This window comes from Jiangella alkaliphila, from assembly GCF_900105925.1.
In the GTDB taxonomy this organism is placed as follows: domain Bacteria; phylum Actinomycetota; class Actinomycetes; order Jiangellales; family Jiangellaceae; genus Jiangella; species Jiangella alkaliphila.
Genome location: NZ_LT629791.1, coordinates 3,918,093 through 3,941,452 on the forward strand (window position 1 = coordinate 3,918,093; position 23,360 = coordinate 3,941,452).

The following is a 23,360-nucleotide window of genomic DNA, read 5'->3' on the forward strand; positions in this document are numbered from 1 at the left end:
GGCCGCCGGCGCGGCCTCTGGGGAGGGGTACCCGCAGTTCATGGCCCGAAACGCAGTTCGGCGGTGGCGCTCTCCGTGAGATGCGCCACCGCCGAACCGGTGGAACGTGGTGCTACTTACTCAGGCGATCGGCTCAGAGGTTCGAGCCGGCCGTGCGACGCCGGGCGGCGAAGGCCGCACCGGCACCACCGGCGGCCAGCAGCAGAGCCAGGCCGATCATGGTGGTGGTGTTCGAACCGGTGTCGGGCAGCTCGTCGCCGTCGTCACCGTTGTCGTCGCCGTCGTCCTCACCCGGGGTCTCGGTGGGCGTCGGCGTCGGCTCCTCGGTGGGCTCCTCGGTCGGCGTCGGCTCCTCGGTGGGCTCGGCCTCTCCGGCGACCGTGATGGTCACGGTGGCGGGGATGCCGTCGATGGCGCCGTCGTTGGCGAGGTACAGGAAGCTGTCCTCGCCCTCGAAGCCCTCGGCCGGGGTGTAGACCAGCGTGGTGAGGGTCTCGTCGTCAGTGGTCAGTGTGCCGCCGGCCTCGGGGTCGGTCTCGCTCACCTTGAACGACACGTCGTCGCCCTCGGCGTCGTCGGCCGACAGCGTGATCTCGACCGGGGTGTTGATGGTGGTCTCGATCTGGACGTCGACGACCTCGGCCGGCGTGTTCTCACCGGAGGCGACGTTCGCGATGTCGTCCGCGACGGCGCTCAGCTGGGTGTAGACACCCGGGATGCCCGGACGGGCGCAGCCCTCGCCCCAGCTCACGACGCCGACCTGGATCCACTCGCCGCCGTCCTCGACCAGCAGCGGGCCACCGGAGTCGCCCTGGCAGGAGTCGATGCCGCCCTCTTCGAGGTCACCGGCGCACAGCTCGACGTCGGGGCTCGTGGCGATGTCGATGGCCTCGTAGGCCGCGACGCACTCCTCGTCGCTGACGCTCGGGACGTCGACCTGCAGCAGGACATCGCTCGGCGCGCCGCCCTCGGAGGTGGCGCCCCAGCCGATGACCCGGTACTCCTCGGAGGCGTCGAGCGAGTCGTCCGAGACGATCGTCACCGGGGTGGCGACATCGGCCGGGACCGGCTCGCTGAGCTCGACCAGCGCCCAGTCGTTCGGGATGCCGGAGATGTTGCCGGAGAAGACCTGCGTGGAGGTGAACTCCGTGCCGGGCTCGGTCAGGTCGTTCGGGCCGAACCGGACGGTGATGCCCTCGTCCGGGCCGGTGCCGTTGACGCAGTGGGCGGCGGTGAGGACGTGGGTCTCGTCGTAGAGGGAGCCGCCACAGCTGAAGTTGCCGTCGGGGGTCGCGATGGTGACGGAGGCCATGAAGGGGTATTCGCCCTCCGGGGCCTCTTCACCGCCGACGATCTTGGTCTCGAACTCGGCAGGCGAGCTCTGGACGATGAGGGACTCCTGCGGAATCTCCTCGGCTGCGGCCGCGGTGCCGGCGGCGCTCATGACGGTGAGGCCCGTAACGAGGGCAGCCGTCAGTGCGCCCGCAGCGCGGACGCGCGCGCGGAAGGTCTTCACACTGTCTCCAATTCACAATGAATGTCAGTCAGTTCACAGTCGAGCCCCCCACTACCGCGCGTGCCCCGCGGGCGCAGGAGGGCCCGAAATGCTGGGAATGCTACACGAGGCTCGGACCCGCGGGAACCAACGGGGTGCGAATCGCGTCTAACGCGTTCGCGGCCCCCCGGAAGCCCCTGCCGATCAGTGCCACGCAGGGCCGGATCACACCCCTCAACCGCTCGATTCATACAGGTCAGCGGCGTGATCCGGGCCGGCCGTGTCGGCGAGCCGACGCGACTGGCAGGAGCAGGATGTCATGAATTGGCTCTACGCCGGGCGTGTCGCGGCGAATCGGCCGGGGAAAATTCCGGGGAGGCGCGCGGCCGCCGAAGCTACGCTCGGCGGGTGACCGACACCTCCCGCACCGATCCCGCGATCCCCGCCCGGCCCACGGTCGACGGGCTGGACGAGGTATGGGCGGCGCGCTGGGAGCGCGACGGCATCTACCGGTTCGACCGCACCCGCCCGCGCGCCGAGGTGTACTCCATCGACACCCCGCCGCCGACGGTGAGCGGCTCGCTGCACGTCGGACACGTCTTCTCTTATACGCACACCGACGTCGTCGCGCGCTACCAGCGCATGCGCGGCAAGGCGGTGTTCTACCCGATGGGCTGGGACGACAACGGCCTGCCGACCGAGCGGCGCGTGCAGAACCACTTCGGCGTGCGCTGCGACCCGTCGCTGCCGTATGAGCCCGGCTTCGAGCCGCCGGCCGGCGGCGGCTCGCGGGCGGCGAAGGACCAGCTGCCGGTGTCGCGGCGCAACTTCATCGAGCTGTGCGAGCGGCTGACGGTCGAGGACGAGCGCGCGTTCGAGCAGCTGTGGCGCCGGCTCGGGCTGTCGGTGGACTGGTCGCACGGCTACCAGACCATCGACGCGACGGCGCGGCGGGCGTCGCAGCGGGCGTTCCTGCACAATCTCGCCCGCGGCGAGGCGTACCTGGCCGAGGCGCCCACGCTGTGGGACGTCACGTTCCGGACGGCGGTCGCGCAGGCCGAACTGGAGGATCGCGAGCGCCCGGGCGCCTACCACGACCTCGTCTTCGCCCGCGGCGACGGCGAGCCGCTGCTCGTCGCGACCACCCGGCCCGAACTGCTGCCGGCCTGCGTCGCCGTCGTCGTGCACCCCGACGACGCGCGGTACGCGGCGCTGGTCGGCACGACCGTCCGCACGCCGGTGTTCGGCGTCGGCGTGCCCGTGGTCGCGCACCGCCTGGCCGACCCCGAGAAGGGCACCGGCGCGGCGATGATCTGCACGTTCGGCGACACCACCGACGTCACCTGGTGGCGCGAGCTGGCGCTGCCGACCCGCCCCGTGGTCGGCCGCGACGGCCGGGTCCTGCCCGACGTGCCGCCGTGGCTGGACGACCCGGCCGGGCGGGCCGCGTACGAGCAACTGGCCGGCGCGACGGTGCACACCGCCCGGCAGCGGGTGGCCGAGCTGCTGCGCGAGTCCGGCGGCCTCGTCGGCGAGCCGCGGCCGATCACCCACCCGGTGAAGTTCTACGAGAAGGGCGACCGGCCGCTCGAGATCGTCACCACCCGGCAGTGGTACATCCGCAACGGCGGCCGCGACGAGGAGCTGCGCGCGGCGCTGCTCGAGCGCGGCGACGAGCTCCAGTGGCACCCGGCGCACATGCGCGTCCGCTACCAGAACTGGGTCGGCGGGCTCAACGGCGACTGGCTGATCAGCCGGCAGCGGTTCTTCGGCGTGCCCATCCCGCTCTGGTACCCGCTGGACGAGTCCGGTGCGCCGGTGCACGACGCGCCGATCGTCCCGGCCGAGGCGGCGCTGCCGGTCGACCCGTCGTCCGACGCCCCACCCGGGTACACCGAGGCGCAGCGCGGCGCCCCCGGCGGCTTCACCGGCGACCCCGACGTCATGGACACCTGGGCGACGTCGTCGCTGACGCCGCAGATCGCCGGCGGCTGGGGGAGCGACGACGACCTGTTCGCGCGGGTGTTCCCGATGGACCTGCGGCCGCAGGCGCACGAGATCATCCGCACCTGGCTGTTCGCCAGCGTCGTCCGGGCACACCTCGGGAACAGCGTGCTGCCGTGGCGGCACGCGGCCATCTCCGGCTGGATCCTCGACCCCGACCGCAAGAAGATGTCCAAGTCCGCCGGCAACGTCGTCACGCCCCTGGACCTGCTGGAGCAGTACGGGTCCGACGGCGTCCGCTACTGGGCCGCGAGCGGCCGGCCCGGCGCCGACACCGCGTTCGACCCCGGCCAGATGAAGATCGGCCGCCGGCTGGCGATGAAGATCCTCAACGTCAGCCGGTTCGTGCTGGGACTGGGCCCGGTGGCCGACGCCGCCGAGGTCACGGCGCCGCTCGACCACGCCGTCCTGGCCAGGCTCGACCTCACCGTCGCCGCCGCGACCCGCGCGCTGGACGACTACGACCACACCCGCGCGCTCGAGGTCACCGAGCGGTTCTTCTGGGACTTCTGCGACGACTACGTCGAGCTGGTGAAGGCGCGCGCCTACGGCGACTCCGGCGACTCCGCCGGCGCGGCGTCGGCCCGTTCGACGCTGCGGCAGGCGCTGGCAGTGCAGCTGCGGCTGTTCGCGCCGTTCCTGCCGTTCGTCACCGAGGAGGTCTGGTCCTGGTGGCGCGACGGCTCGGTGCACCTGGCGCCGTGGCCGGCCGCCGAGGGCGTCCCGGCGGCCGAGGCGGAGCTGTTCGCGACGGCGTCGGCGCTGATCGGGGCGGTGCGCAAGGCCAAGACGGAGGCGCAGCTGTCGCTGCGGACGGACGTGCCGCGGGCGGTCGCCCGGGTCCGGCCGGCCGACGCCGGGCCGGCCGGTGCGCTGCTCGACGACGTGCGTGCGGCCGGGCGGGTCGCCGTCCTCGACGTCGAGCCGGATCCCGAGGCCGACGTGGTCACCGTCACGCTCGCCTGACGAAATACCCCTAGGGGGTATGCTGTTGCATGGTCTGAGCCGATGAGAGGTGAAGTGACCATGGAACAGCACGAACACGCCGTCGCGACGGAGGAGCATGCCGCCCACGCCGGGCATGGCGCCGGGCACGGTGCGGGGCACGACAAGCACGCCGGGCACGGCGACGGCAGCATGTTCCGGGACAAGTTCTGGGTGAGCCTGGTGCTCGCCGTCCCGGTGGTCGGCTTCAGCGAGATGTTCGCCGACCTGGTCGGTTACGAGGTGCCCGGCTGGGGGACGTGGATCCCACCGGTGGTCGGCACGTTCCTCTTCTTCTACGGCGGCTGGCCGTTCCTCGCCGGCGCCAAGGCCGAGCTGGCCGACCGCCTGCCCGGCATGATGACGTTGATCTCGCTGGCCATCACGGTCGCGTTCGTCGCGAGCGGGCTGACGTCGCTGGAGATCGGCGGCCTCGACCTCGATTTCTGGTGGGAGCTGGCGCTCCTGATAGTCGTCATGCTGCTCGGGCACTGGCTGGAGATGCGCGCGCTCGGGCAGGCGTCCGGTGCGCTGCAGGCGCTGGCCGAGCTGCTGCCCGACACCGCCGAACGGGTGGCCGCGGACGGTTCGGTGACCGAGGTCCCGCTGGCCGAACTGGCCGTCGGCGACGTCGTCCTGGTGCGCTCCGGCGGCCGCGTCCCGGCCGACGGCGTGGTCGCCGAGGGCACCGCGGAGGTCGACGAGTCCACCGTCACCGGCGAGTCGAAGACCGTCAGCCGCGGCCCGGGCGACCGCGTCGTCGCGGGCACCGTCGCCACCGACACCGCGATCCGCGTCGAGGTCAACGCCGTCGGCGACGACACCGCGCTGGCCGGCATCCAGCGGCTGGTGGCCGACGCGCAGGCGTCCAGCTCGCGGGCGCAGGCCCTGGCCGACCGCGCCGCCGCGTGGCTGTTCTGGTTCGCGCTCGGCGCCGGCGCGCTGACGTTCCTGGTCTGGACGTTGCTCGGCGAGGCGTCGGACGCGGTCGAACGGACCGTGACGGTGCTGGTCATCGCCTGCCCCCACGCCCTCGGGCTGGCCATCCCGCTGGTGATCGCGATCTCGACGGCGATGTCCGCCCGGGCCGGCATCCTGGTCAAGGACCGGCTGGCGCTGGAGCGCATGCGGCAGGTCGACGCCGTCCTGTTCGACAAGACCGGCACGCTGACGGTCGGCCGGCCCGCGGTCGCGGGCGTCGCGGTCGCGGGCTCGGTCACCGAGGATGAGCTGCTTGCCGTCGCCGCGGCAGCTGAGCGCGATTCCGAGCACCCGCTGGCCAGGGCCGTCGTCGCGGCGGCGGAGGCGCGCGGCCCGGTGCCCGCGGCGACGGAGTTCCGCTCGCTCACCGGCAAGGGCGTGCGCGCGATCGTCGACGGCGCGTCGGTCGCGGTGGGCGGCCCCGGGCTGCTGCGCGACCTCGACCTGCCGGTGCCGTCGTCGATCGAACCCCAGGTCGGCGAGTGGGCCGCGGCCGGCTCCACCGTCCTCTACGTCGTCCGCGACGGCGCCGTGCTCGGCGCGCTGGCACTGGCCGACGAGATCCGGCCGGAGTCGCGCGAGGCCGTCGCGCTGCTGCGGGCGGAGAAGGTGCACACGGTGATGATCACCGGCGACGCCCGCAACGTCGCCGAGTCGGTGGCGGCGAAGGTCGGCATCGACGAGGTGTTCGCCGAGGTGCTGCCCGAGGACAAGGACGCCGCGGTCACGTCGCTGCAGCAGCGCGGCCTGTCCGTCGCGATGGTCGGCGACGGCGTCAACGACGCGCCCGCGTTGGCCCGCGCCGACGTCGGCGTCGCGATCGGTGCCGGTACCGACGTCGCGGTCGAGTCCGCCGGCGTGGTGCTCGCCTCCGACGACCCGCGCGGCGTGGTCTCGGCCCGGCGGCTGTCCACGGCCAGCTACCGGAAGATGGTGCAGAACCTGGTGTGGGCGACGGGGTACAACCTGCTGTCCGTACCGCTCGCGGCCGGCGTGCTCGCGCCGATCGGGTTCGTGCTCCCGCCCGCGGCCGCCGCCGTCGCCATGACGGCGTCGACGGTCATCGTCGCCGCGAACGCCCAGCTGCTGCGCCGCCTGGACCTGCGGCCGGACCACCTGGCCCGCTGACCCCGTCGCCCCGCCTTTGCAATGAGCACCTATACGCACCGGTGCGTATGGGTGCTCATTGCAAGTGGGAGGCGTGGGCGCGGTGGCGGCGGACGGCCTGGCGGTTGGCGCAGCGGGTCGAGCAGTAGCGCTGCCGCCCGTTGCGGGTGACGTCGGCGAAGGCGACGGTGCAGTCGCCGGCGGCGCAGCGGGCGAGGCGGTGCAGCCCGCGCTGGGTGAGGAACCACGCCAGCCCGAACGCGGTGATCGCCGCGAACTGCCGCTCCGGCGTCACGTCGTCGGGGCGGAAGTGCACGTGCGGCGGGCCGTTGTGCAGGCTGATCCGCGGGTGTGACGTGCCGCGGGCGAGCAGCCGGTTGAGCGCCTCGATCCGTTCCCCGGTGGTCGGCGCGTCCACCACGCCGGCCAGCGCCGTCCGCCAGCGCCGCAGCCCGGCCGCGTCCTCATCCGACGGCGGACGCTCCAGCAGCAGGTCGTGTTCACCCGCCAGCTCGGCGACGTCGGCCGCGGAGTCGAGGCGGGCGTTCACCAGCGCCGCGGCCAGCAGTGCGCCCTCGTCGCTGTAATGGTTGAAATGCACAATGCCATTACAGCACCCTGAGAGCATGAGTGGAACAACGTTGGACGTCGTGCGGGCCTGTGGCCGCTGCGGCGCGACCCTCCGGCCGGACCACGTGACGTCGTGGCACCGCACCGGCGACGGCTTCGTCGGCTACGGCCGGTGCGCCTGCGGCGGCCTGGTCGTGGTGCGTCCGGGACAATCGTCAGATCGTCTGGTCGAGGAGGACCCATGGGCTTGAGCAGTCACCGACTGAACTCGATGATCGCGGTCACAGACATGACCCGGGCGGTGGAGTTCTACGAAGGGAAACTCGGTCTTTCGGCGGTGCGGACGGACGCGGACGGAAGCAGGGTGTACACCTCGGGCGGCCACGAATCGTTGGTCGTGTATCCCTCTCCGGACCACGCCGGCAGCTCGACCGCGACCCTGGCGACCTGGTACGTCGACGACGTCGAGCAGACGGTCGACGAGCTGACCTCGAACGGCGTGACCTTCGAGCACTACGATGGCGTGCTCGAGAGCGGCTTCGACTACGGGACGGACGACAAGGGGGTCTCACCTCGCGCCGGCGGCGGCAAGGTCGCCTGGTTCAAGGACCCCCGACGAGAACATCTTCTCGATCGAGGGCGATCGCTAGGACCTGTCGTGACCGGCCCGGAGCCACACCTAGATCCGCAGGACGTCGACGGCGGCGCGGGCGGCCCGGCCGATCGCGCGGTCGGCCTCCGGCTGCGACCTGGCCGCGACGGTCGAGGCGGTGAGCGCGGCGACGGCGACGTGGTCGCCGGTCGACGTGGTGACCATGCCGGCCTCGTGCCGCAGGTTGAGGAACGTGCCGGTCTTGCTGCTGACGGTGACGGAGTCGGCGGCCAGCTCCGCGCCGATGCGCTGGCGCACCTGGTGTCCCAGCAGCTCGCGCAGCCGCGCGGTCGCCGCCGGCACGCTGACGTCGTCGGCCCAGACACGCTCGACCAGTGACACCAGCCCGGCGGCGGTCCCGCTGGTCGCGGACGCGACGTCCAGTGTCGGCAGCACGTGCCCGCCGCCGTCGGTGGTGGCCCGCACGGCCAGCTCCAGCGCCAGCACCGGGTCGCCCGCGGCGGCGGCCGTCGCGGCGTCGTAGAGCCGGCGCATCGGGTGCCGCACGACGATGCCGTCGCACCCCCAGCCCTGCAGCGTCGCCGTCACCCGCTCGGGCGGGACGAGCGCGAAGACGGCGTCCGCCGCGGCGTTGTCGCTGACCGACAGCATGAGCAGCAGCAGGTCCTCGAGCGCGATGCGGCTCGGGTGCCGGAACAGCGCCGCACCCGTCGGCCCCGGCGTGGCCCGCCCCGGGACGAGGTCGACGGGGTGTGCCGGGTCCAGCTCACCGGCGGCGATGAGGTCGAGCACGACGAGCGCCAGCGGCAGCTTGCCCACCGACGCCAGCGCGTACGGGACGTGCACGTCGAACCCGAGGTCGTCGCCGGTGTCGACGTTGCGGGCGTACAGCGCGCCCCGCAGCCCGGTGCGCCGCCAGTCGGCGCGGATGTCGTGCGCCGTGCGCACCGCCTCGCCGGAGAAGCCGAACGCGTCGGACGTCGTCATCGCGGCTCCTCCGGGTCGGTGACCAGCCCGGCCGCGCGGGCCAGCGCCGGCAGCACGGCGTCGACCAACTCGCGCGCGACCCGCGGCCGGCCGGCGACGGCGTACGTGCGGCGCACCGCGACGTCGCCGAGCGGGCGCCAGCGCAGCCGGTGTGCCGCCGCCCACGCGGGAGTGCACAGGATCGCGTCGCCGTACTCGAGCGCGCAGGTCAGCGCCTCGGTGTCGGACGTGCCGACGCACAATTGGTCGTCCAGCAGGCCGGCCAGCCGGGCGGCGCGGCGGACCGGGTCGCGCACCCACGGCACGTCGTCCTCGGTGGACAGGTGCAGCGCTCGCGGGCGGCCGTCGTCGCCGCCGGAGCGGCGGAGCTGGTCCAGGTGCAGGCGGCGCCCGCGCAGGTCGTCGGCCGCGGTCGCCGCGCCCAGCTCGGCGCCGGTCTCCTCCTCGTCCGGCGGGCAGGGCAGCAGCGCGACGTCGAGCCGGCCGCGGCGGACGAGGGCCGCCCGCTCCGCGGCGGCCTGCTCGGTGAACGTCAACGTGACGCCTGCCGCGGCGGCCGCGCGCCGGGCGGCGACCAGTGCCCGCGGGTCCGGACCGGCCGGGATGCCGGCGCTGAGCCCGGCGGCGCGGGCTGCGGCGGCCAGCTCGCGGAAGTGCCCGGCCCGGGCGACGAGGTCGGCGGCGTGGGGGAGCAGCGTGCGGCCGGCGTCGGTCAGCTCGACCTGCCGCGACGTGCGGTGCAGCAGCGTGGTGCCGAGATCGCGCTCGAGCGCCGCGACGCGCCGGCTGACGACAGGCTGCGGCGTGCCGCAGAGGTCGGCGCCGCGGGTGAAACTGCGCGCCTCGGCCACCGCGACGAACGCCTCGAGGTGCCGCAGCAGGTCCACGGGCAGCCACCATACACATTCGGCATGGATCGGTGGCGGTTGCGTCTTGGACATCGGTGTGTGCGCCTTGCGACGGTGATGGGGCTCGTCACCTGCACCCAGGAGGAACCCCGATGACGCTCACCCGCCGTACCGTGCTCCGTGCCGGCCTGGCCGTCCCGCTGGCCGCGTCGGCCGGCCTGTTCGCCACCGGCAGCGCCGGCGCCAGCCCCAGCGCCAGCGCCGACCCGGCGGTCCGCGAGCTGGAGCGCACCCACGACGTCACGCTCGGCGTCAGCGCGACGAACCTCGCCACCGGCGCCCGCCTCGCGCACCGGGCCGGCGACCGGTTCCCGATCCTGTCGGTGTTCAAGTCCATCGCCGCGGCCGCCGTCCTGCGTGACCTCGACGAGGCCCGCCTGGACCACCGGGTCTGGTTCCCGCCGGCCGACATCCTGGCGAACTCGCCGATCACCGCCGAGCACGTCGACACCGGCATCACCGTCGCCGAGCTGTGCGACGCCGCGATCCGCTTCAGCGACAACGCGGCCGGGAACCTGCTGCTGCGCGAGATCGGCGGGCCGCGCGGGCTGACCGCGTTCGCCCGGTCGATCGGCGACGGCGCCACCCGGCTGGACCGCTGGGAGCTCGAGCTGAACTCCGCCGAGCCGGGTGACGAGCAGGACACGTCCACGCCGGCGGCGCTGGCCCGGACCTTCGCCGGCCTGCTGGTCGGCGACCTGCTGCGACCGGCGGACCGGCGCCGGCTGCGAAGCTGGATGCTGGCCAACACGACGTCCGGGCCGCGGTTCCGCGACGCGCTGCCGGACGGCTGGCGGCTGGCCGACAAGACAGGCGCCGGCGACTACGGCACCAACAACGACGCCGGGGTCGCGTGGAACCCGGCCGGCGAGCCGATCGTCATCGTTGCGATGAGCCGCCGCACGGAGCGCGACTCCGTCCGGGTCGACGCCGCACTGGCCGACGTCGCCCGCCTGGTGGTGCGGCGGCTCGGCTGACGGCTCGGCGCGGACGGGTACGGCCGGCCGTGCGCTGGGGTGCATTGGCGCTAGGGTGTCCCGGACAACGGGGCAGGAACGGGGAGCGATGATCTGGAAGAGCGGACCGCGGCGGACCTTCGCCGCGGTGGCCGGGGGCGTGCTGGTGGCGACGGCGGCGGGCTGCAGCGGCGACGATCCGCCCGACGCCACTCCGGTCGCCGAGCAGCTGGCGCAGGCGGTCGCGTCCGGTGACTTCGCCGGCGTCCCGCTCGGCGACGCCAGCGCCGAGGACGCCACGGCCGCCGTCGCCTCGATGGTCGAGGGCACGGGCGAGGCCACCACCCGCACGGTCACCGTCGCCGGCCTCGAGCAGACCGACGACGAGAACACCCGCGAGGTCACCCTCGACGTCGGCTGGGACCTCGACGGCTCCGGCGCACAGACGCCCGCCGCGACGCCCGCGCCCACCGACACGGAGACGCCGACGGCCGCACCCACCTCCACGCCCACGGCGAGCGCCACGCCGGACACCCCGGACTGGACATACCAGACCACCGCCACCCTGCGCCGTGCAGAGGACACCGAGGCCGGCTGGACGGTGGACTGGTCGCCGGCCCTCCTGCACCCGCAGCTCACCGAGGGCGCCACCCTCGACCTGTCCCGGACAGCGGCCCAGCGCGCGGACATCCTGGGCGCCGGTGGCGAGGTCATCGTCACCGAGCGGCCGGTCTACCGCGTCGGCATCGACAAGACCCGCGTCGACGCAACGCTGGCGCCGACGTCCGCGACGGCGCTGGCCGAGGTCGTCGGAGTCGACCCGGCCGGCCTGGCCGCCCGGGTGGAGGACGCGGGGGAGCGGGCCTTCGTCGACGCCATCACGCTGCGCGAGTCCGACGCGGCGCCGCTGCTGGCGCAGATCGAGGCGATCGAGGGCGCCGTCGCCATCGAGGACACCCTCGCGCTCGCGCCGACGCGCGACTTCGCTCGGCCGATCCTCGGCACCGTCGGTGACGCCACGGCCGAGCTGGTCGAGGAGTCCGGCGGGCGCGTCGTTGCCGGTGACGTCGTCGGGCTGTCCGGGCTGCAGGCGGAGTACGACGAGCAGCTCGGCGGCACGCCCGGGCTGGTCGTCGAGCTGGTGCCGCCGGAGCCGTCGGCCGAGCCCACCGGCACCTCCACCGCCACGCCGGCCGCGGAGGAGCCCGAGCCGGCCGAGCCGGAGGTGCTGTTCGAGCGCGAGGCGCTGGCCGGCACGCCGCTCACCACGACGCTGGACATCGACCTGCAGAGCAGCGCCGAGGCCATCCTGGCCGACGTCGCCCCGGCCAGCGCGATCGTCGCGATCCAGCCGTCCACCGGCGCCGTCCTGGCCGCCGCCAGCGGGCCGGGCGGCGAGGGCTACTCCACCGCGACGCTCGGCCAGTACCCGCCCGGCTCGACGTTCAAGGTCGTGACGTCGCTGGCGCTGCTGCGCGCCGGGCTGACCGCTGAGTCCGTCGTGCCGTGCACCTCGACGGTCGACGTCGACGGCCGCGCGTTCGAGAACTACGACGACTACCCGTCCGGCGCGATCGGCGACATCACCCTGCGCGAGGCCGTCGCGAACTCCTGCAACACCGCCTTCATCAGCCAGAACACCGTGGCCGACCAGGCGTCGCTGGCGCAGGCCGCGGCGTCGCTCGGGCTGGGCGTCGAGCAGCAGGCGGGCACGCCGGCGTTCTTCGGCGCGGTGCCGGCCGAGGCCGAGGGCACCTCGCACGCCGCGTCGATGATCGGCCAGGGCGACGTGCTGGCCTCGCCGCTGGCCATGGCGACGGTGGCCGCGTCGGTCGCCGCCGGGCACACCGTCGCGGCGACGCTGGTCGAGCCGGCCGCCGCCGCGCCGGAGAGCACCCTGACCGCCGACGAGGCCGCCGTGCTGCAGGACCTCATGCGCGCGGTCGTCGAGGACGGCAGCGGCGCGTTCCTCGGCGGCGTCCCCGGCGACCCGGTCGGCGCCAAGACCGGCACCGCGGAGTACGTGGACGACGACGGCGAGATCCGCACGCACGCCTGGATGATCGCCACCCAGGGCGACCTCGCCGTCGCGGTGTTCGTCGAGGACGGCGAGTCCGGCTCGCGCACCGCCGGCCCGCTGCTGGAGGCCTTCCTAGGGGGTACCTGACGGATCTCCGGCGTCGCGGACCGACGTCTGGATGCCGCCCGATCCACCAGTATCCGTCAGGCACCCCTGATGTAGAGCGTGCCCAGCGGCGTCGCCGACGCCGCGTCAGAAGGGCGGCGGCTCAGGATCTGGCGGGTATGACCCACCTACTCCGGCGGGGACGGGCGCCGGCGTGCTCATGACCGGCCCGACGACCTCGGGTTCGGCGGGGTAGTGGTGGCCGGCGGGGGTGGTCCACCAGGTGGTGCCGTGGGTGTCGGTGGTGATGGTGAAGGTGTGCCAGGTCTTGGCGCGGTGGTGGCCGTCGTGCAGGGCCCAGGTGTTGGCGGGGTCGGTGGTGCCGCCCTCGGCATAGGGGATCTTGTGGTCGATCTCGGCCTCCGTGGCCGGTCGGTGGCAGGTGGGGAACCTGCAGGTGCGGTCGCGGGCGATGACGTGGGCTGTGAGGTCGGCCGGTGGGGTGTAGCTCGTGCGGCCGTACTCGAGCAGTCGCCCGTCGGCGGGGTCGGTGAGCAGCCTGCGCAGGGTGGCGTCGGCGGTGATGCGCCGCACGGTGCCGGCCGTGACCGGGCCGTACCCGTCGAGATGTCCGGGCAGGTCATCGCTGCCGAGGTAGGCACCGACCGGCACGGCGACGTGCACGGTGGCCGCCCGGCCCCGGCGCCGCCCGAGCACCACCGGCCCGCCGTTGCCGTTGCCGTTGGCGTCGGCGTCGGCGTCGGCGCAGGACGGTGGCGGGGCCGCGGCGGTGGTGCAGATGGGGTTGCAGCAGCCGAGGTGCCCGGACTCCAGCGCGGTCCAGGCCAGGCCGGTGAGCAGGTCGAAGCGCAGCTGGTCCAGGCTGCGGTCGTCGCCGGCGCAGCGGGCGTGGCGGGCGGCGGCATCGGTGGCCACCCACAGCGCGATGACGTCTTCGGCCGGTCCGTACAGCGTCATGGTCGCCGTGCCGTCGTCGCCGCCGGGCGAACCGGGCTCGGGCCGGCCGACGCAGCGGCGGTCAGCGGCCTGCCTGCGGCGGTCTTCGGCGCCGGCAGGGTCCGCGGCGATGACCTCGCTGCGCATCCGCTGGTCCAGGACCCACCGGGTCCGGTCCTCGGCCACGGGCAGGACGGCCGTCTCCACCCGGTGGCGCAAGTCGGTGTCGGGCAGGCAGCGGGTGCGCTCGGCGATCAGCCGCGCCTTGTCCGCGTCGATACGGCCCGCCTCGAGCGCTTCGAAGGTGTCCGGGAGCTCCTGGAGCAGCTCGACCGCCAGCGCGACCTGTCCGGTCGCCCGGCCCGGCGTCCAGCGCATGGCCAGGGACACCTCGTCGCCAGCGGCTTGGACCGCCCGATGCACATGCCCCGCAGCCAGGTCGTCCGGGGCGTCGCAGCGCTGGTATTCCGGGCGGGCCGCCAGCTCGGCGAACACCCGCAACTGCGCCGCCTCCTCGTGCGCCAGCTGTCGCTGCCTCGCCATCGCCACCACGACCAGCTCGTGCGCGGACAGCGTCGCAGGGTCCACGGCCGCCAACGCGACACCCAACTCGGCACCCGGCGCAGCCGTGGCCAGTCGATCGATCGGATCGGACACCGCACGTCCCTTCTCGTCCACGATGAGGAGGCGCCTCGAGGTTCGAGCGCCTGCCACCCGCATTGGCCCGGTAAGGCTGGGGTGGGACGACCGCAAGCACACGGAACGGCTGCGACCGTGGACGAGGTGAGAACACCTGGCGTGATGCCCTGCTTCGATGCCCGGGAACCCCTTGCAACCGCTCCCGGTGGCGGCGTGACTTCTACAAATGATCTTAGCGAACACTCGTCCGGATCGCAACTCGTCAGCTGCGCCGAAGGCAGGCGCGGCAGGCCCTAGGCGGCTGAGCGCCAGTCGTCGAGGTACGGGCGCAGCTGCGCGTCCAGGTGCGAGGCGAGGCTGCGCGCGTACGTCGCGGTGAGGTGGTGGTCGTCGCGCCAGACCACCACGTTGCCGATGACCGCCGGGCACTCGTCGGTCGGGCAGATGGCCCGGGTGAGGTCGACGAGGTCGACGCCGCCCAGCTCGCGCGCGGCGGCCACCTGCTCGTCACCGGCCTTGTCGACGGCGTCGGCGAGCGGCTGGGCACACTCGGTGAGCCGGTCCGGGTTGGCGCTGACGCACTCGGCCGGGTCCTGCGCGAGCCAGGGCGTGTTCTCCAGCACGACCAGCTCGACGCCGGCCGACTGCACCGCCTGCCAGCTGTCGCGCAGCCCGTCGGCCAGCCGTTCGGCGCTGGCGTCGTCGCCCAGCTCGTGGCCGTCCTCCCACACCCGGTAGGAGTTGCTGCCCGACGTCACCACCAGGTCCGGCTTGTCCGGCCCGGTCAGGCGGTCCAGCAGCGCGTCGTTCCACTCGCGGCAGGACGTGTACGGTGCGCCGGCCGCCGTCGTGACCTCGACGGCGAAGAACCCGCAGGACGACTTCGTGTAGGTCTCGATCCGCCAGCCGTACCGCTCGCCCAGCACGTCCAGCGCCGGCTGCCACTGCGCCGCGTGCGAGTCGCCGGCCAGCGCGATGACGCGGTCGGAGTCGAGGTCGCCGTAGGCGCAGGTGGCGAGGTCGGCGTCCTCGGCGTTCTGCTGGCAGCCGTCGGGGTAGATGTCCGGGTTGTCCTCGGGGACGTCGATCGGGTCCGGCGTCATCGCCGGCACCTGGTCGACGGGCACGCCGTCGGGGTCGCCGGCCGGGTCCGGTGCGAGGACGGCGGCGCCGGGCGCGGCCTCGGCGGTCGCGTACTCGGGCACCGCCTTGACGGTGACCAGCGCGGCCAGCAGCGCGGTCGCCGTCGCCGCCACCCCAACGGCGAAGGCCCGCCGCGGCCGGACGGCGAGTGCGCGGGCGTGGTGGATCGGCGCCTCGACCAGCCGGTGCGTGAGCCAGGCCGGGACGAACGCCGCCGCGACCACCAGCGTGCCCTGCTGCGGCGACAGCGCGCCCCACACCGCGCCGGCCGCGATCAGCAGCGGCCAGTGCCACAGATACAGCGAGTACGACAGCCCACCCACCCACCGCATCGGTGCGCCCGACAGCAGCCGCGACGGCAGCGTCCCCGCCGACGCTACGCCCGCCGCGATCACCGCGACCGTCCCGAGCACCGGCAGCAGCGCCGCAACGCCGGGGAACGCCGTCGTCGCGTCGTAGGTCAGCGCCGCCCAGCCGACGGCCGCCAGTCCGCCGCCGGCCAGCGCGCCGGCCACCCAGCGCGGCAGCCGCTCCAGCCGCCGCGCGCCGATCGCCAGCGCCGCGCCGGCGGCCAGCTCCCATGCCCGCGTCGTCGACACGAAGTACGCGGCGCCGGGCGAGGCGGCGGTCAGGTACACCGACCACGCCAGCGACGGGACCGCGACCACCGCGAGCCCGGCCAGCAACGTCCGCCGCAGCGATAGCGAGCCCCGACGGCGGCGCCGCCACCACAACAGCCCGATGATCAACACCGGCCAGAGCAGGTAGAACTGCTCCTCGACGGCGAGCGACCAGAAGTGCTGCACGGGACTGGGCGCGTCGCCGGCGGCCAGATAGTCCACTGACTCCGCGGCCAGGCCCCAGTTGACCACGTACGTCGCCGACGCCGCGATGTCGCCGGCCACGGATGGCCAGCGCAGCGGCGGCAGCAGCGCGATCGTGAGCGCCGCGGTCGCGGCCAGCACGACCGCCGTCGCCGGGAGCAGCCGGCGGACGCGGCGCGCGTAGAACCGGCCCAGCCGCAGCCGGCCGGTCGACTCGACCTCGCGCAGGATCAGCCCGGTGATGAGGAACCCGGAGATGACGAAGAACACGTCCACGCCGACGAAACCGCCGCTGACCAGCGGCAGCCCGGCGTGGTACGCGAGCACCAGCAGCACCGCGACGGCGCGCAGGCCCTCGACGTCCGGCCGGAACCGAGGACGGGCCTCGGCTCCGGCGGGAGTCGTCGCGGGGGAGGTCAGGCCGGCTGCCCGATCGCGCCGAGCAGGTCGGCGAACCACGGGGTCGACGGGTCGAACGCCTTGCCACCCTTGATGCGGTCGAACTCGATGGCGCGCAGCCGCCCGCCGCGCTCCTCGTCGTGCCCGATGAGCCCGCCGTCGTGCCGCAGTGCGCACTCGACGGCGAGGTCGGTGCAGCTCTTGATCAGCCGCAGGTCGTCGGCGTTGGCGGCGGCGGACCGGCTGTAGTAGCCGCTCTTCTGCACCATGACCTTCTCCGCACCCACACGGGCGGCGAACTGGTCCGCGAACCACGCGCCGGGGTTGATCTTGTCGATCTTGACGTGGCCGAACGGGTCGCGCGGGACCTCCTCGCCGGCCTCCTCGAGCTCCGTGACGATCTCGTCGACGCCGGCGCCCTCGGACAGGAAGATGTTGACGCAGCCCAGGACGTCCATCAGCGAGCGCAGCCGGCCGGCCTCGGCGTCGAGGTCGAGCTTCTGCTCGGGCAGGTAGACGGCGTGGACGTCCCAGCGGCGCGGGTCGACGCCCAGCTCCGGCGCCCACTCCTGCGCGGCCAGCCACTTGCGGTAGGCGCGCGCCGTCGCCGCCGTCAGCCAGCCGCAGTGCCGGCCCATGACCTCGTGGACGATCAGCATGCGCGGGTTGGACGAGTGCTCGGCGATGATGTTGCGGGCGTAGATCGAGCCCTGCTCGGCGGCCGTCCAGGCGCCCAGGCTCTGCCGCACCGGCACGATGTCGTTGTCGACGGTCTTCGGCAGCCCGACGACGGTGAGCTCGTAGTCGTTGGTGCCCAGGTACGCGGCGAGGTCGGCCGCGGTGGTGTTGGTGTCGTCGCCGCCGATGGTGTGCAGCACGTCGACGCCGTCGCGGGTGAGCTGCTCGGCCGCCACGTGCAGCGGGTCCTGGCCCTCCTGGACCAGCCCGCGCTTGACGCAGTCGGCGACGTTGGTCAGCTTGACCCGGCTGTTGCCGATGGGGGAGCCGCCGAACCGGTGCAGCCGCGACGCCGTGGCCCGCATCTCGGGGGTGACGGTGATCGAGCGGCCGGTCAGCAGGCCCGCGTAGCCGTCGAGATAGGCGATGATCTCGACCTCGGGCGCGATCTCGGTGTACCGCTCGATCAGGCCGCCGACGGACGACGACAGGCACGGGGCCAGGCCGCCGGCCGTGAGCATGGCGACCTTGCGCACAGGTGTGCTCTCGGGCATATGAGGTGACCTTCTGTCGATGTGGGACGGATCGCCTGACACCTTATCGTCGGCGCCCGGGTCTTCCGGGTGTGCTGTCCGGGGTGTGGGCCGGACCAGCGGACGTGCGGGGGCGCGGCCTACTCTGTCAAGTGTGAACTCCCCGGAGGACCTTGCGCTGTACACGGAGCTGACCGAGGCGGTCGGCGCGCTGCCGGCCGGTCAGCAGCCCGAGTGGCCCGAGCCCGGCGCCGTCCAGGACGCCGTGGCGCAACTGCGCGCCATGCCGCCGCTGGTGTTCGCCGGCGAGTGCGACGTGCTGCGCGAGCGGCTGGCCGCGGTGTCGCGGGGCGAGGCGTTCGTGCTGCAGGGCGGCGACTGCGCCGAGACGTTCGCCGGGGTCAGCGCCGACAACGTCCGCAACAAGCTGAAGACGCTGCTGCAGATGGCCGTCGTGCTCACCTACGCCGCCAGCGTCCCGGTGGTGAAGATCGGGCGGCTGGCCGGGCAGTACGCCAAGCCGCGGTCGAAGTCCATCGAGACCCGCGACGGCGTCACGCTGCCGGCGTTCCGTGGCGACATCGTCAACGACTTCGAGTTCACGCCCGACGCCCGGGTGCCCGACCCGCACCGCATGGTCCGCGCCTACCACGCGTCGTCGGCCACGCTGAACCTCACCCGCGCGTTCGTCGGCGGCGGGTTCGCCGACCTCCACCAGGTGCACGCCTGGAACAACGACTTCGTCCGCACGTCGCCGGCCGGCCAGCGCTACGAGCGGCTGGCCCGGCGGCTGGACCAGGCGCTGTCGTTCATGCGGGCCATCGACGTCGACACCGAGCAGTTGCGCACCGTCGAGCTGTACTCCAGCCACGAGGCGCTGCTGCTCGACTACGAGCTGGCGCTGACCCGCATCGACTCCCGCACCGGCGCGCCGTACGACGTGTCCGGGCACTACGTGTGGATCGGCGAGCGGACCCGGCAGCTCGACGGCGCCCATCTGGAGTTCGCGTCGCGCATCCGCAACCCGATCGGCGTCAAGGTCGGCCCGACCACGACGCCGGACGAGCTGCTGGCGCTGGCCGAGAAGCTCGACCCGAACCGCGAGCCGGGCCGCCTGACGTTCGTCACCCGCATGGGCGCCGGCAAGATCCGCGACGCCCTGCCGGCGCTCATCCAGAAGGCGACCGCCGACGGCCTGGTCGCCTCCTGGATCTGCGACCCCATGCACGGCAACACCTACGAGGCGCCCAGCGGCCACAAGACCCGCCGCTTCGACGACGTCGTCGACGAGGTCCGCGGCTTCTTCGAGGTGCATCGTTCCCTCGGTACCCACCCCGGCGGAATCCATGTCGAGCTGACCGGCGACGACGTCACCGAGTGCGTCGGCGGCGGCGACCCCATCGCCGAGGACGGCCTGGGCAGCCGGTACGAGACCGTCTGCGACCCGCGGCTCAACCGCACGCAGTCGCTCGAGCTGGCCTTCCTCGTCGCCGAGCTGCTCGAGTCGACGACCTAGGCCTGTTCCCACGCGAACCCGTCCGGGTCGGTGCAGGGCCCGGCCTCGCCGGCGACGTGGAGCCGGTGCGCGCCGTCGCCGTCCGGGTCGACGCCGGAGACCTTCGCGAGGACCTTCCGCTTGTTGAGGGTCAGCTTGACGGCGCCCGTCTCGAACTCGACGTACTTCCGGCCGAAGCTCCGCCCGACGGTGAGGCCGCGGTCGACGTAGAACTTCTTGCTCGCGGCGACGTCCTCGACGCCCAGCTGCAGCACGAGCTCGTCGATCTGCAGGGTGGCCGGGCCGGTGTCCTTCTTCGACGATGACGCCACCGTGATGAGCGTCCCGTCCGGGGCCTCGACGACGCCGCCGTAGCCCCACAGGGACTTCGCGGCCGGCTTGACGACCCTGGCGCCGGCCTCGAGGGCGGCGCCGACGAGGGCGTCGACGGTGCTCGGCTGGGACACCACGAGCGACAGCGTGAAGCCGCTGAAGCCGTTCGCCGGCGTGTCCGAGGCGCGCAGCCGCACGCGGTCGTCCAGTCCGAGGGCCTTGTAGAAGTGGCCGGCGGCGGTGGTGTCGGTGACGTCGAGGGTGAGGTGGTCGATGGTGGTCATGATCGGTTCCCTTCGGTTGGTGTTCGTTCGGGTGGAGTTCGTTCGGGTGTCAGCGCTGGAGGAAGCCGAGGACGTTGCCGCTGGGGTCCTCGACGACGGCGGCCAGCTGCCCGCCGCCGACGTCCTTGACGCCCTGGCGGGTGCGCCAGCCGGCGTCGACGGCCTGGCGCAGGGCCGCGGCGGCGTCGGCCACGTGGCAGTAGCCGACGGGGCCGGTCATGCCGTGGTCGTGGCCGTTCGGGTCGAGCCCGATCTCCTGGTCGCCGACCTGGAAGCCGACGTAGTAGGGCTCGTCGGCGTAGGGCGCCACGCCCAGGACGCTGCGGTAGAGCGCGCTGGCGGCGGCCAGGTCCCGGACCGGGACGATGATGGTCTTGATGCCTTGGCTCATGGTCTGCCTCCTCGCTGCGGTGGATCCGATGACCTCAGCCTCCCGCCGAGCCGGCCACGGCCACATCCGTGCCGAGCACGGGGAGCACCACGTACCCCGCACGTAGCCGGCCCCGCACCAGCGGCGATACTGACGGCGTGCCGAAGCGGGTGGAGACGACGGCGATCTCGGCCCGTGAGGCCGAGATCCTGGCGCTGGTCGGCGAGCACCGCACCAACGCCGAGATCGCCGCGCAGCTGTACATCTCGGTGCGCACGGTCGAGACGCACGTGTCGTCGCTGCTGCGCAAGCTCGACGCGCCCGATCGCCGGGCGCTCGCCGCGCTCGCGGCCGAGTCGGCGCACGAGGAGCGGACCAGTCAGGCGCTGGCCGGGCTGCCCGCGCCCCTGAACCCGTTCATCGGCCGGGCCGAGGAGCGCCGTGCACTGCGCGAGGCCGTCGCCGCGCACCGTCTGGTCACCGCCGTCGGCCCCGGCGGCGTCGGCAAGACCCGGCTCGCACTGGCCGTCGCCGCGGACCTGGCCGGCGACCACCCCGACGGCGTGTGGTTCGCCGACCTCGTGCCGGTCACCGATCCCGCGATGGTCGGCGCCGCCGTGGCGGAGGCGCTCGGCGTGGGCGAGCAGCAGGGCCGCGGCATCGACGACTCGGTGACGGCCGCCCTGGCCGATCGGCGCGCGCTGCTGGTACTGGACAACTGCGAGCACCTGCCCGGCGGCGTGGCGCCGTTCGTCGAGCGGCTGCTGGCGCGCTGCCCCGCCGTGAGCGTCCTGGCCACCAGCAGGGCCCGGCTCATGGTGCCGTTCGAGCGGGTCTACTCCGTGCCGCCGCTGTCACTCGGCGACACGTCCGACGCCGTCGCCCTGTTCGCCGACCGCGCCGCGGCCGTCGGCTGGACCGTCGAGCCCGGCCAGGTGGACCAGGTCGCCGACGTGTGCCGGAAGCTCGACGGCGTGGCGCTGGCGATCGAGCTCGCCGCCGCCCGGCTGCCCGCCCTGGGGTTCGACGGGCTGGTCGCCGGGCTCGCCGACCACCTGCGGCTCCTGGTGGGCGGCTACCGGGCCGACGACCGTCACCGCTCCGTGCGCGCGGTGCTGGAGTGGAGCCAGGCGCTGCTCGACGAGCCCGACCTCGTCCTGCTGCGGCGCGTCTCGGTGTTCGTCTCGCCGTTCACCGCCGCGGCCGCCACGACGGTGGCCGGGTTCGAGCCGCTGGAGCCGGACCAGGTCGTCGAGGGCCTGGCCCGGCTCGCCGACCAGAATCTGCTGAGTGTCGCCGCGGCGGCCGGCGGCACCCGGTACCGGGCGCTGGAGACCATCCGCCAGTACGGCGCCGAGCAGCTCGCCGCGGCCGGCGAGCTCGACGCCGCCCGCGCCCGGCAGCTGGACTGGTGCCTGGCCGCGGCCTCTGAACTGGCCACGGAGCTGGCCGCCGACCCGTCGCCCCTGATCGGTGACTGGCGGGCCCGGTTCGACGCGGTCGCCGACGACCTGCGCTCCACCCTCGGCTGGGCGGCCGACGACGCCGGCCGGCGGGCCGGTGCGCACAGTCTCGCTCTGACGCTGGCCCGGCTGGCCTTCACCCGCAACCTGCTCGGCGAGTCGCAGCTGCGCTACGAGCAGGCGGCCGCCCTGGCCAGCGACCCGGCCGGCGCGGCCAGCGCCCTGCGGTCCGCCGCGAGCGCGGCCGCATGCCGGATGCTCGGCGACGACGCCTACCGGCTCTGGCGGGCCGCCGCGGACGTCGCCCTCGACGCCGGCGACCCGGCGGCCGCGGCCCGCGACCTCGCCACGGCGGCCATCACCTCGTACCGGAAGGCCGGGACCTTCGCCCAGCGGCCTGCGCGCGAGGAGCAGGCCGCGCTGCTGGCCCGGGCGCGCGAGCTGGCCGGCGACGACCTCGCGGCCCGGGCGGCCGTGACCCTCGCCGAGTGCGACGCGCTCGGCTACGCGTTCTTCGCCGACCGGGAGCGGCCGCAGCCGTCGGCGGCGGAGCTGACCGCCCTCGCGGAGCGGGCCGTGCAGCTGGCCCGCGAGCTCGGCGACCCGGTGGCCGAGAGCGCCGCGCTCCAGGCGCTGACCGCGGCCCAGCGCCGGGCCGGCGACACCTTCGCCGCCGCGGCCACCGCGGGCCGCCGGGTCGCCCTGGTCGACGCCGTGCCCGTCACACCCGCCGCCACCGACGAGCTGATCGACGCCCTGCTCATCGCCACCGCGACCGGCATCGGCGTCGGCGACCTGCCGGCGGCGCGACGGTGGGGGCGGCAGCTGCGCGACCTGCCGCCGCTGGCCGGGACCGGTCACGTCGCGACGTCACGGCTGATCATGGCCGACGCCCTCGCCGGCCACGGCACGGACGTCATCGCCGCCGCCGGCCGGTTCCTCGACGGCTGGGCGTCGGCCGGCCGGCCGCCGGCTCGCGGCTTCGGCCCGGTGGCCGCTTCGGTCGCGATGATCCACCGGCTGCGCGGCGACGACACCGCCCGGGCCGAGTGGCTGGCCGTCCTCGACCAGCTGGGCGTGACCACCGAGGACAGCGCCGGCTACAGCCCCGCCTTCGACGCGATCGCCCTGCTCCACGACGACCGGGCCGGCGCCGCCCTGGACGTCCTCGACCCCGCTGAGGGCGAGCCGAGCCCGTGGCGCACCGGGATCCTGCTGCACTGGCACGTCGCCCTGCGGGCCGAGGCGGCGGTGCTGGCCGGCCGCGACGACGCCGCCGACCGGCTGGCCGCCGCGCGCCCGGTGGTCGGCGGCAACCCCGTCGCCGGCGCGCTGCTCGACCGGGCCGCCGCCCTCCTCGACGACGACCACGAGCGCCTGCTCGCCACCGCCGCCGCGTTCGCGGCGGCCGGCTGCCCGTACCAGCGGGCCAGGACGCTGATCCTGGCCGGCGCCGGCACCGCGCCGGCCGGACACGCCGTCCTCGCCGAGCTCGGGCTCACCGCACGCTGA

Annotated in this window: 16 protein-coding genes and 1 pseudogene; 8 read left to right on the top strand and 9 right to left on the bottom strand. The window is 74.2% G+C overall.

Features of this window, described 5'->3' with window-relative positions; translation table 11 throughout:
• Nucleotides 1-133: 133 nt before the first annotated feature.
• Complete coding sequence (locus BLV05_RS17855; RefSeq protein ID WP_152690904.1) at nucleotides 134-1,516, bottom strand: trypsin-like serine protease; 1,383 nt, start codon at nucleotides 1,514-1,516, stop codon at nucleotides 134-136.
• 387 nt (nucleotides 1,517-1,903) lie between these two features.
• On the opposite strand from BLV05_RS17855, the gene valS reads away from it, so the two are divergent.
• Together valS and BLV05_RS17865 are read left to right on the top strand one after the other, a co-directional pair.
• A complete protein-coding gene (gene valS, locus BLV05_RS17860; RefSeq protein ID WP_046770603.1) occupies nucleotides 1,904-4,465 on the top strand; it encodes a valine--tRNA ligase in 2,562 nt (853 codons plus the stop codon).
• A gap of 60 nt (nucleotides 4,466-4,525) precedes the next feature.
• Nucleotides 4,526-6,592 (top strand): heavy metal translocating P-type ATPase, encoded by a 2,067-nt coding sequence (locus BLV05_RS17865; protein WP_046770602.1) that lies wholly within the window; start codon nucleotides 4,526-4,528, stop codon nucleotides 6,590-6,592.
• A 55-nt stretch (nucleotides 6,593-6,647) separates the two neighbouring features.
• On the opposite strand, the gene BLV05_RS17870 is transcribed toward BLV05_RS17865, so the two are convergent.
• Complete coding sequence (locus BLV05_RS17870) at nucleotides 6,648-7,172, bottom strand: CGNR zinc finger domain-containing protein (protein ID WP_052762761.1); 525 nt, start codon at nucleotides 7,170-7,172, stop codon at nucleotides 6,648-6,650.
• Nucleotides 7,173-7,197: 25 nt separating this feature from the next.
• On the opposite strand from BLV05_RS17870, the gene BLV05_RS35860 reads away from it, so the two are divergent.
• Together BLV05_RS35860 and BLV05_RS38645 are read left to right on the top strand one after the other, a co-directional pair.
• Nucleotides 7,198-7,392: a hypothetical protein gene (locus BLV05_RS35860; protein ID WP_152690903.1), complete on the top strand. Its 195-nt coding sequence runs from the start codon at nucleotides 7,198-7,200 to the stop codon at nucleotides 7,390-7,392.
• Nucleotides 7,393-7,430: 38 nt separating this feature from the next.
• Nucleotides 7,431-7,592, top strand: a pseudogene (locus tag BLV05_RS38645) (VOC family protein); the annotation flags it as partial.
• 228 nt (nucleotides 7,593-7,820) lie between these two features.
• On the opposite strand, the gene BLV05_RS17880 reads toward BLV05_RS38645, so the two are convergent.
• Together BLV05_RS17880 and BLV05_RS17885 are read right to left on the bottom strand one after the other, a co-directional pair.
• Nucleotides 7,821-8,741 carry a serine hydrolase gene (locus tag BLV05_RS17880; RefSeq protein ID WP_046770601.1) on the bottom strand — a complete coding sequence of 307 codons (921 nt, stop codon included), beginning with the start codon at nucleotides 8,739-8,741 and terminating at the stop codon, nucleotides 7,821-7,823.
• Complete coding sequence (locus BLV05_RS17885) at nucleotides 8,738-9,628, bottom strand: LysR family transcriptional regulator (RefSeq protein WP_046770600.1); 891 nt, start codon at nucleotides 9,626-9,628, stop codon at nucleotides 8,738-8,740. The genes BLV05_RS17880 and BLV05_RS17885 overlap by 4 nt, the downstream gene beginning before the upstream one ends.
• Nucleotides 9,629-9,741: 113 nt before the next feature.
• Between BLV05_RS17885 and bla the strand changes: the two genes are divergently transcribed.
• On the top strand, nucleotides 9,742-10,626 hold the full coding sequence (gene bla / locus BLV05_RS17890) for a class A beta-lactamase (RefSeq protein ID WP_046770599.1): 885 nt from the start codon (nucleotides 9,742-9,744) through the stop codon (nucleotides 10,624-10,626).
• Between the two features lie 88 nt (nucleotides 10,627-10,714).
• On the top strand, nucleotides 10,715-12,772 hold the full coding sequence (locus tag BLV05_RS17895) for a penicillin-binding transpeptidase domain-containing protein (protein WP_052762760.1): 2,058 nt from the start codon (nucleotides 10,715-10,717) through the stop codon (nucleotides 12,770-12,772).
• Between the two features lie 105 nt (nucleotides 12,773-12,877).
• Here BLV05_RS17895 and BLV05_RS17900 read toward each other — a convergent pair whose 3' ends face one another.
• From BLV05_RS17900 to BLV05_RS17910, 3 genes are all read right to left on the bottom strand, one after another.
• Nucleotides 12,878-14,344, bottom strand: coding sequence for an HNH endonuclease signature motif containing protein (locus BLV05_RS17900; RefSeq protein WP_157524267.1), 1,467 nt, complete (start codon nucleotides 14,342-14,344; stop codon nucleotides 12,878-12,880).
• Between the two features lie 275 nt (nucleotides 14,345-14,619).
• Nucleotides 14,620-16,752: an acyltransferase family protein gene (locus tag BLV05_RS17905; RefSeq protein WP_082155504.1), complete on the bottom strand. Its 2,133-nt coding sequence runs from the start codon at nucleotides 16,750-16,752 to the stop codon at nucleotides 14,620-14,622.
• On the bottom strand, nucleotides 16,710-17,924 hold the full coding sequence (locus BLV05_RS17910; RefSeq protein ID WP_046770597.1) for a pyrophosphate--fructose-6-phosphate 1-phosphotransferase: 1,215 nt from the start codon (nucleotides 17,922-17,924) through the stop codon (nucleotides 16,710-16,712). The genes BLV05_RS17905 and BLV05_RS17910 overlap by 43 nt, the downstream gene beginning before the upstream one ends.
• 133 nt (nucleotides 17,925-18,057) lie before the next feature.
• Here BLV05_RS17910 and BLV05_RS17915 point away from each other — a divergent pair, with 133 nt between their 5' ends.
• Nucleotides 18,058-19,419, top strand: coding sequence for a class II 3-deoxy-7-phosphoheptulonate synthase (locus BLV05_RS17915; protein WP_231948548.1), 1,362 nt, complete (start codon nucleotides 18,058-18,060; stop codon nucleotides 19,417-19,419).
• On the opposite strand, the gene BLV05_RS17920 is transcribed toward BLV05_RS17915, so the two are convergent.
• Complete coding sequence (locus tag BLV05_RS17920; protein ID WP_046770596.1) at nucleotides 19,416-20,015, bottom strand: VOC family protein; 600 nt, start codon at nucleotides 20,013-20,015, stop codon at nucleotides 19,416-19,418. The two genes, BLV05_RS17915 and BLV05_RS17920, sit on opposite strands and share 4 nt — an antisense overlap.
• 49 nt (nucleotides 20,016-20,064) lie before the next feature.
• Nucleotides 20,065-20,406, bottom strand: a complete 342-nt coding sequence (locus BLV05_RS17925; RefSeq protein WP_046770595.1) for a VOC family protein — start codon at nucleotides 20,404-20,406, stop codon at nucleotides 20,065-20,067.
• Nucleotides 20,407-20,555: 149 nt separating this feature from the next.
• Between BLV05_RS17925 and BLV05_RS17930 the strand changes: the two genes are divergently transcribed.
• Nucleotides 20,556-23,360: an ATP-binding protein gene (locus BLV05_RS17930; RefSeq protein WP_046770594.1), complete on the top strand. Its 2,805-nt coding sequence runs from the start codon at nucleotides 20,556-20,558 to the stop codon at nucleotides 23,358-23,360.

Coding starts and splice junctions, on each gene's coding strand:
- BLV05_RS17865 (WP_046770602.1), top strand. CDS start 4,526: ATGGAACAGCACGAACACGCCGTCGCGACGGAGGAGCATGCCGCCCAC.
- BLV05_RS35860 (WP_152690903.1), top strand. CDS start 7,198: ATGAGTGGAACAACGTTGGACGTCGTGCGGGCCTGTGGCCGCTGCGGC.
- BLV05_RS17880 (WP_046770601.1), bottom strand. CDS start 8,741: ATGACGACGTCCGACGCGTTCGGCTTCTCCGGCGAGGCGGTGCGCACG.
- bla (WP_046770599.1), top strand. CDS start 9,742: ATGACGCTCACCCGCCGTACCGTGCTCCGTGCCGGCCTGGCCGTCCCG.
- BLV05_RS17895 (WP_052762760.1), top strand. CDS start 10,715: ATGATCTGGAAGAGCGGACCGCGGCGGACCTTCGCCGCGGTGGCCGGG.
- BLV05_RS17910 (WP_046770597.1), bottom strand. CDS start 17,924: ATGCCCGAGAGCACACCTGTGCGCAAGGTCGCCATGCTCACGGCCGGC.
- BLV05_RS17920 (WP_046770596.1), bottom strand. CDS start 20,015: ATGACCACCATCGACCACCTCACCCTCGACGTCACCGACACCACCGCC.
- BLV05_RS17925 (WP_046770595.1), bottom strand. CDS start 20,406: ATGAGCCAAGGCATCAAGACCATCATCGTCCCGGTCCGGGACCTGGCC.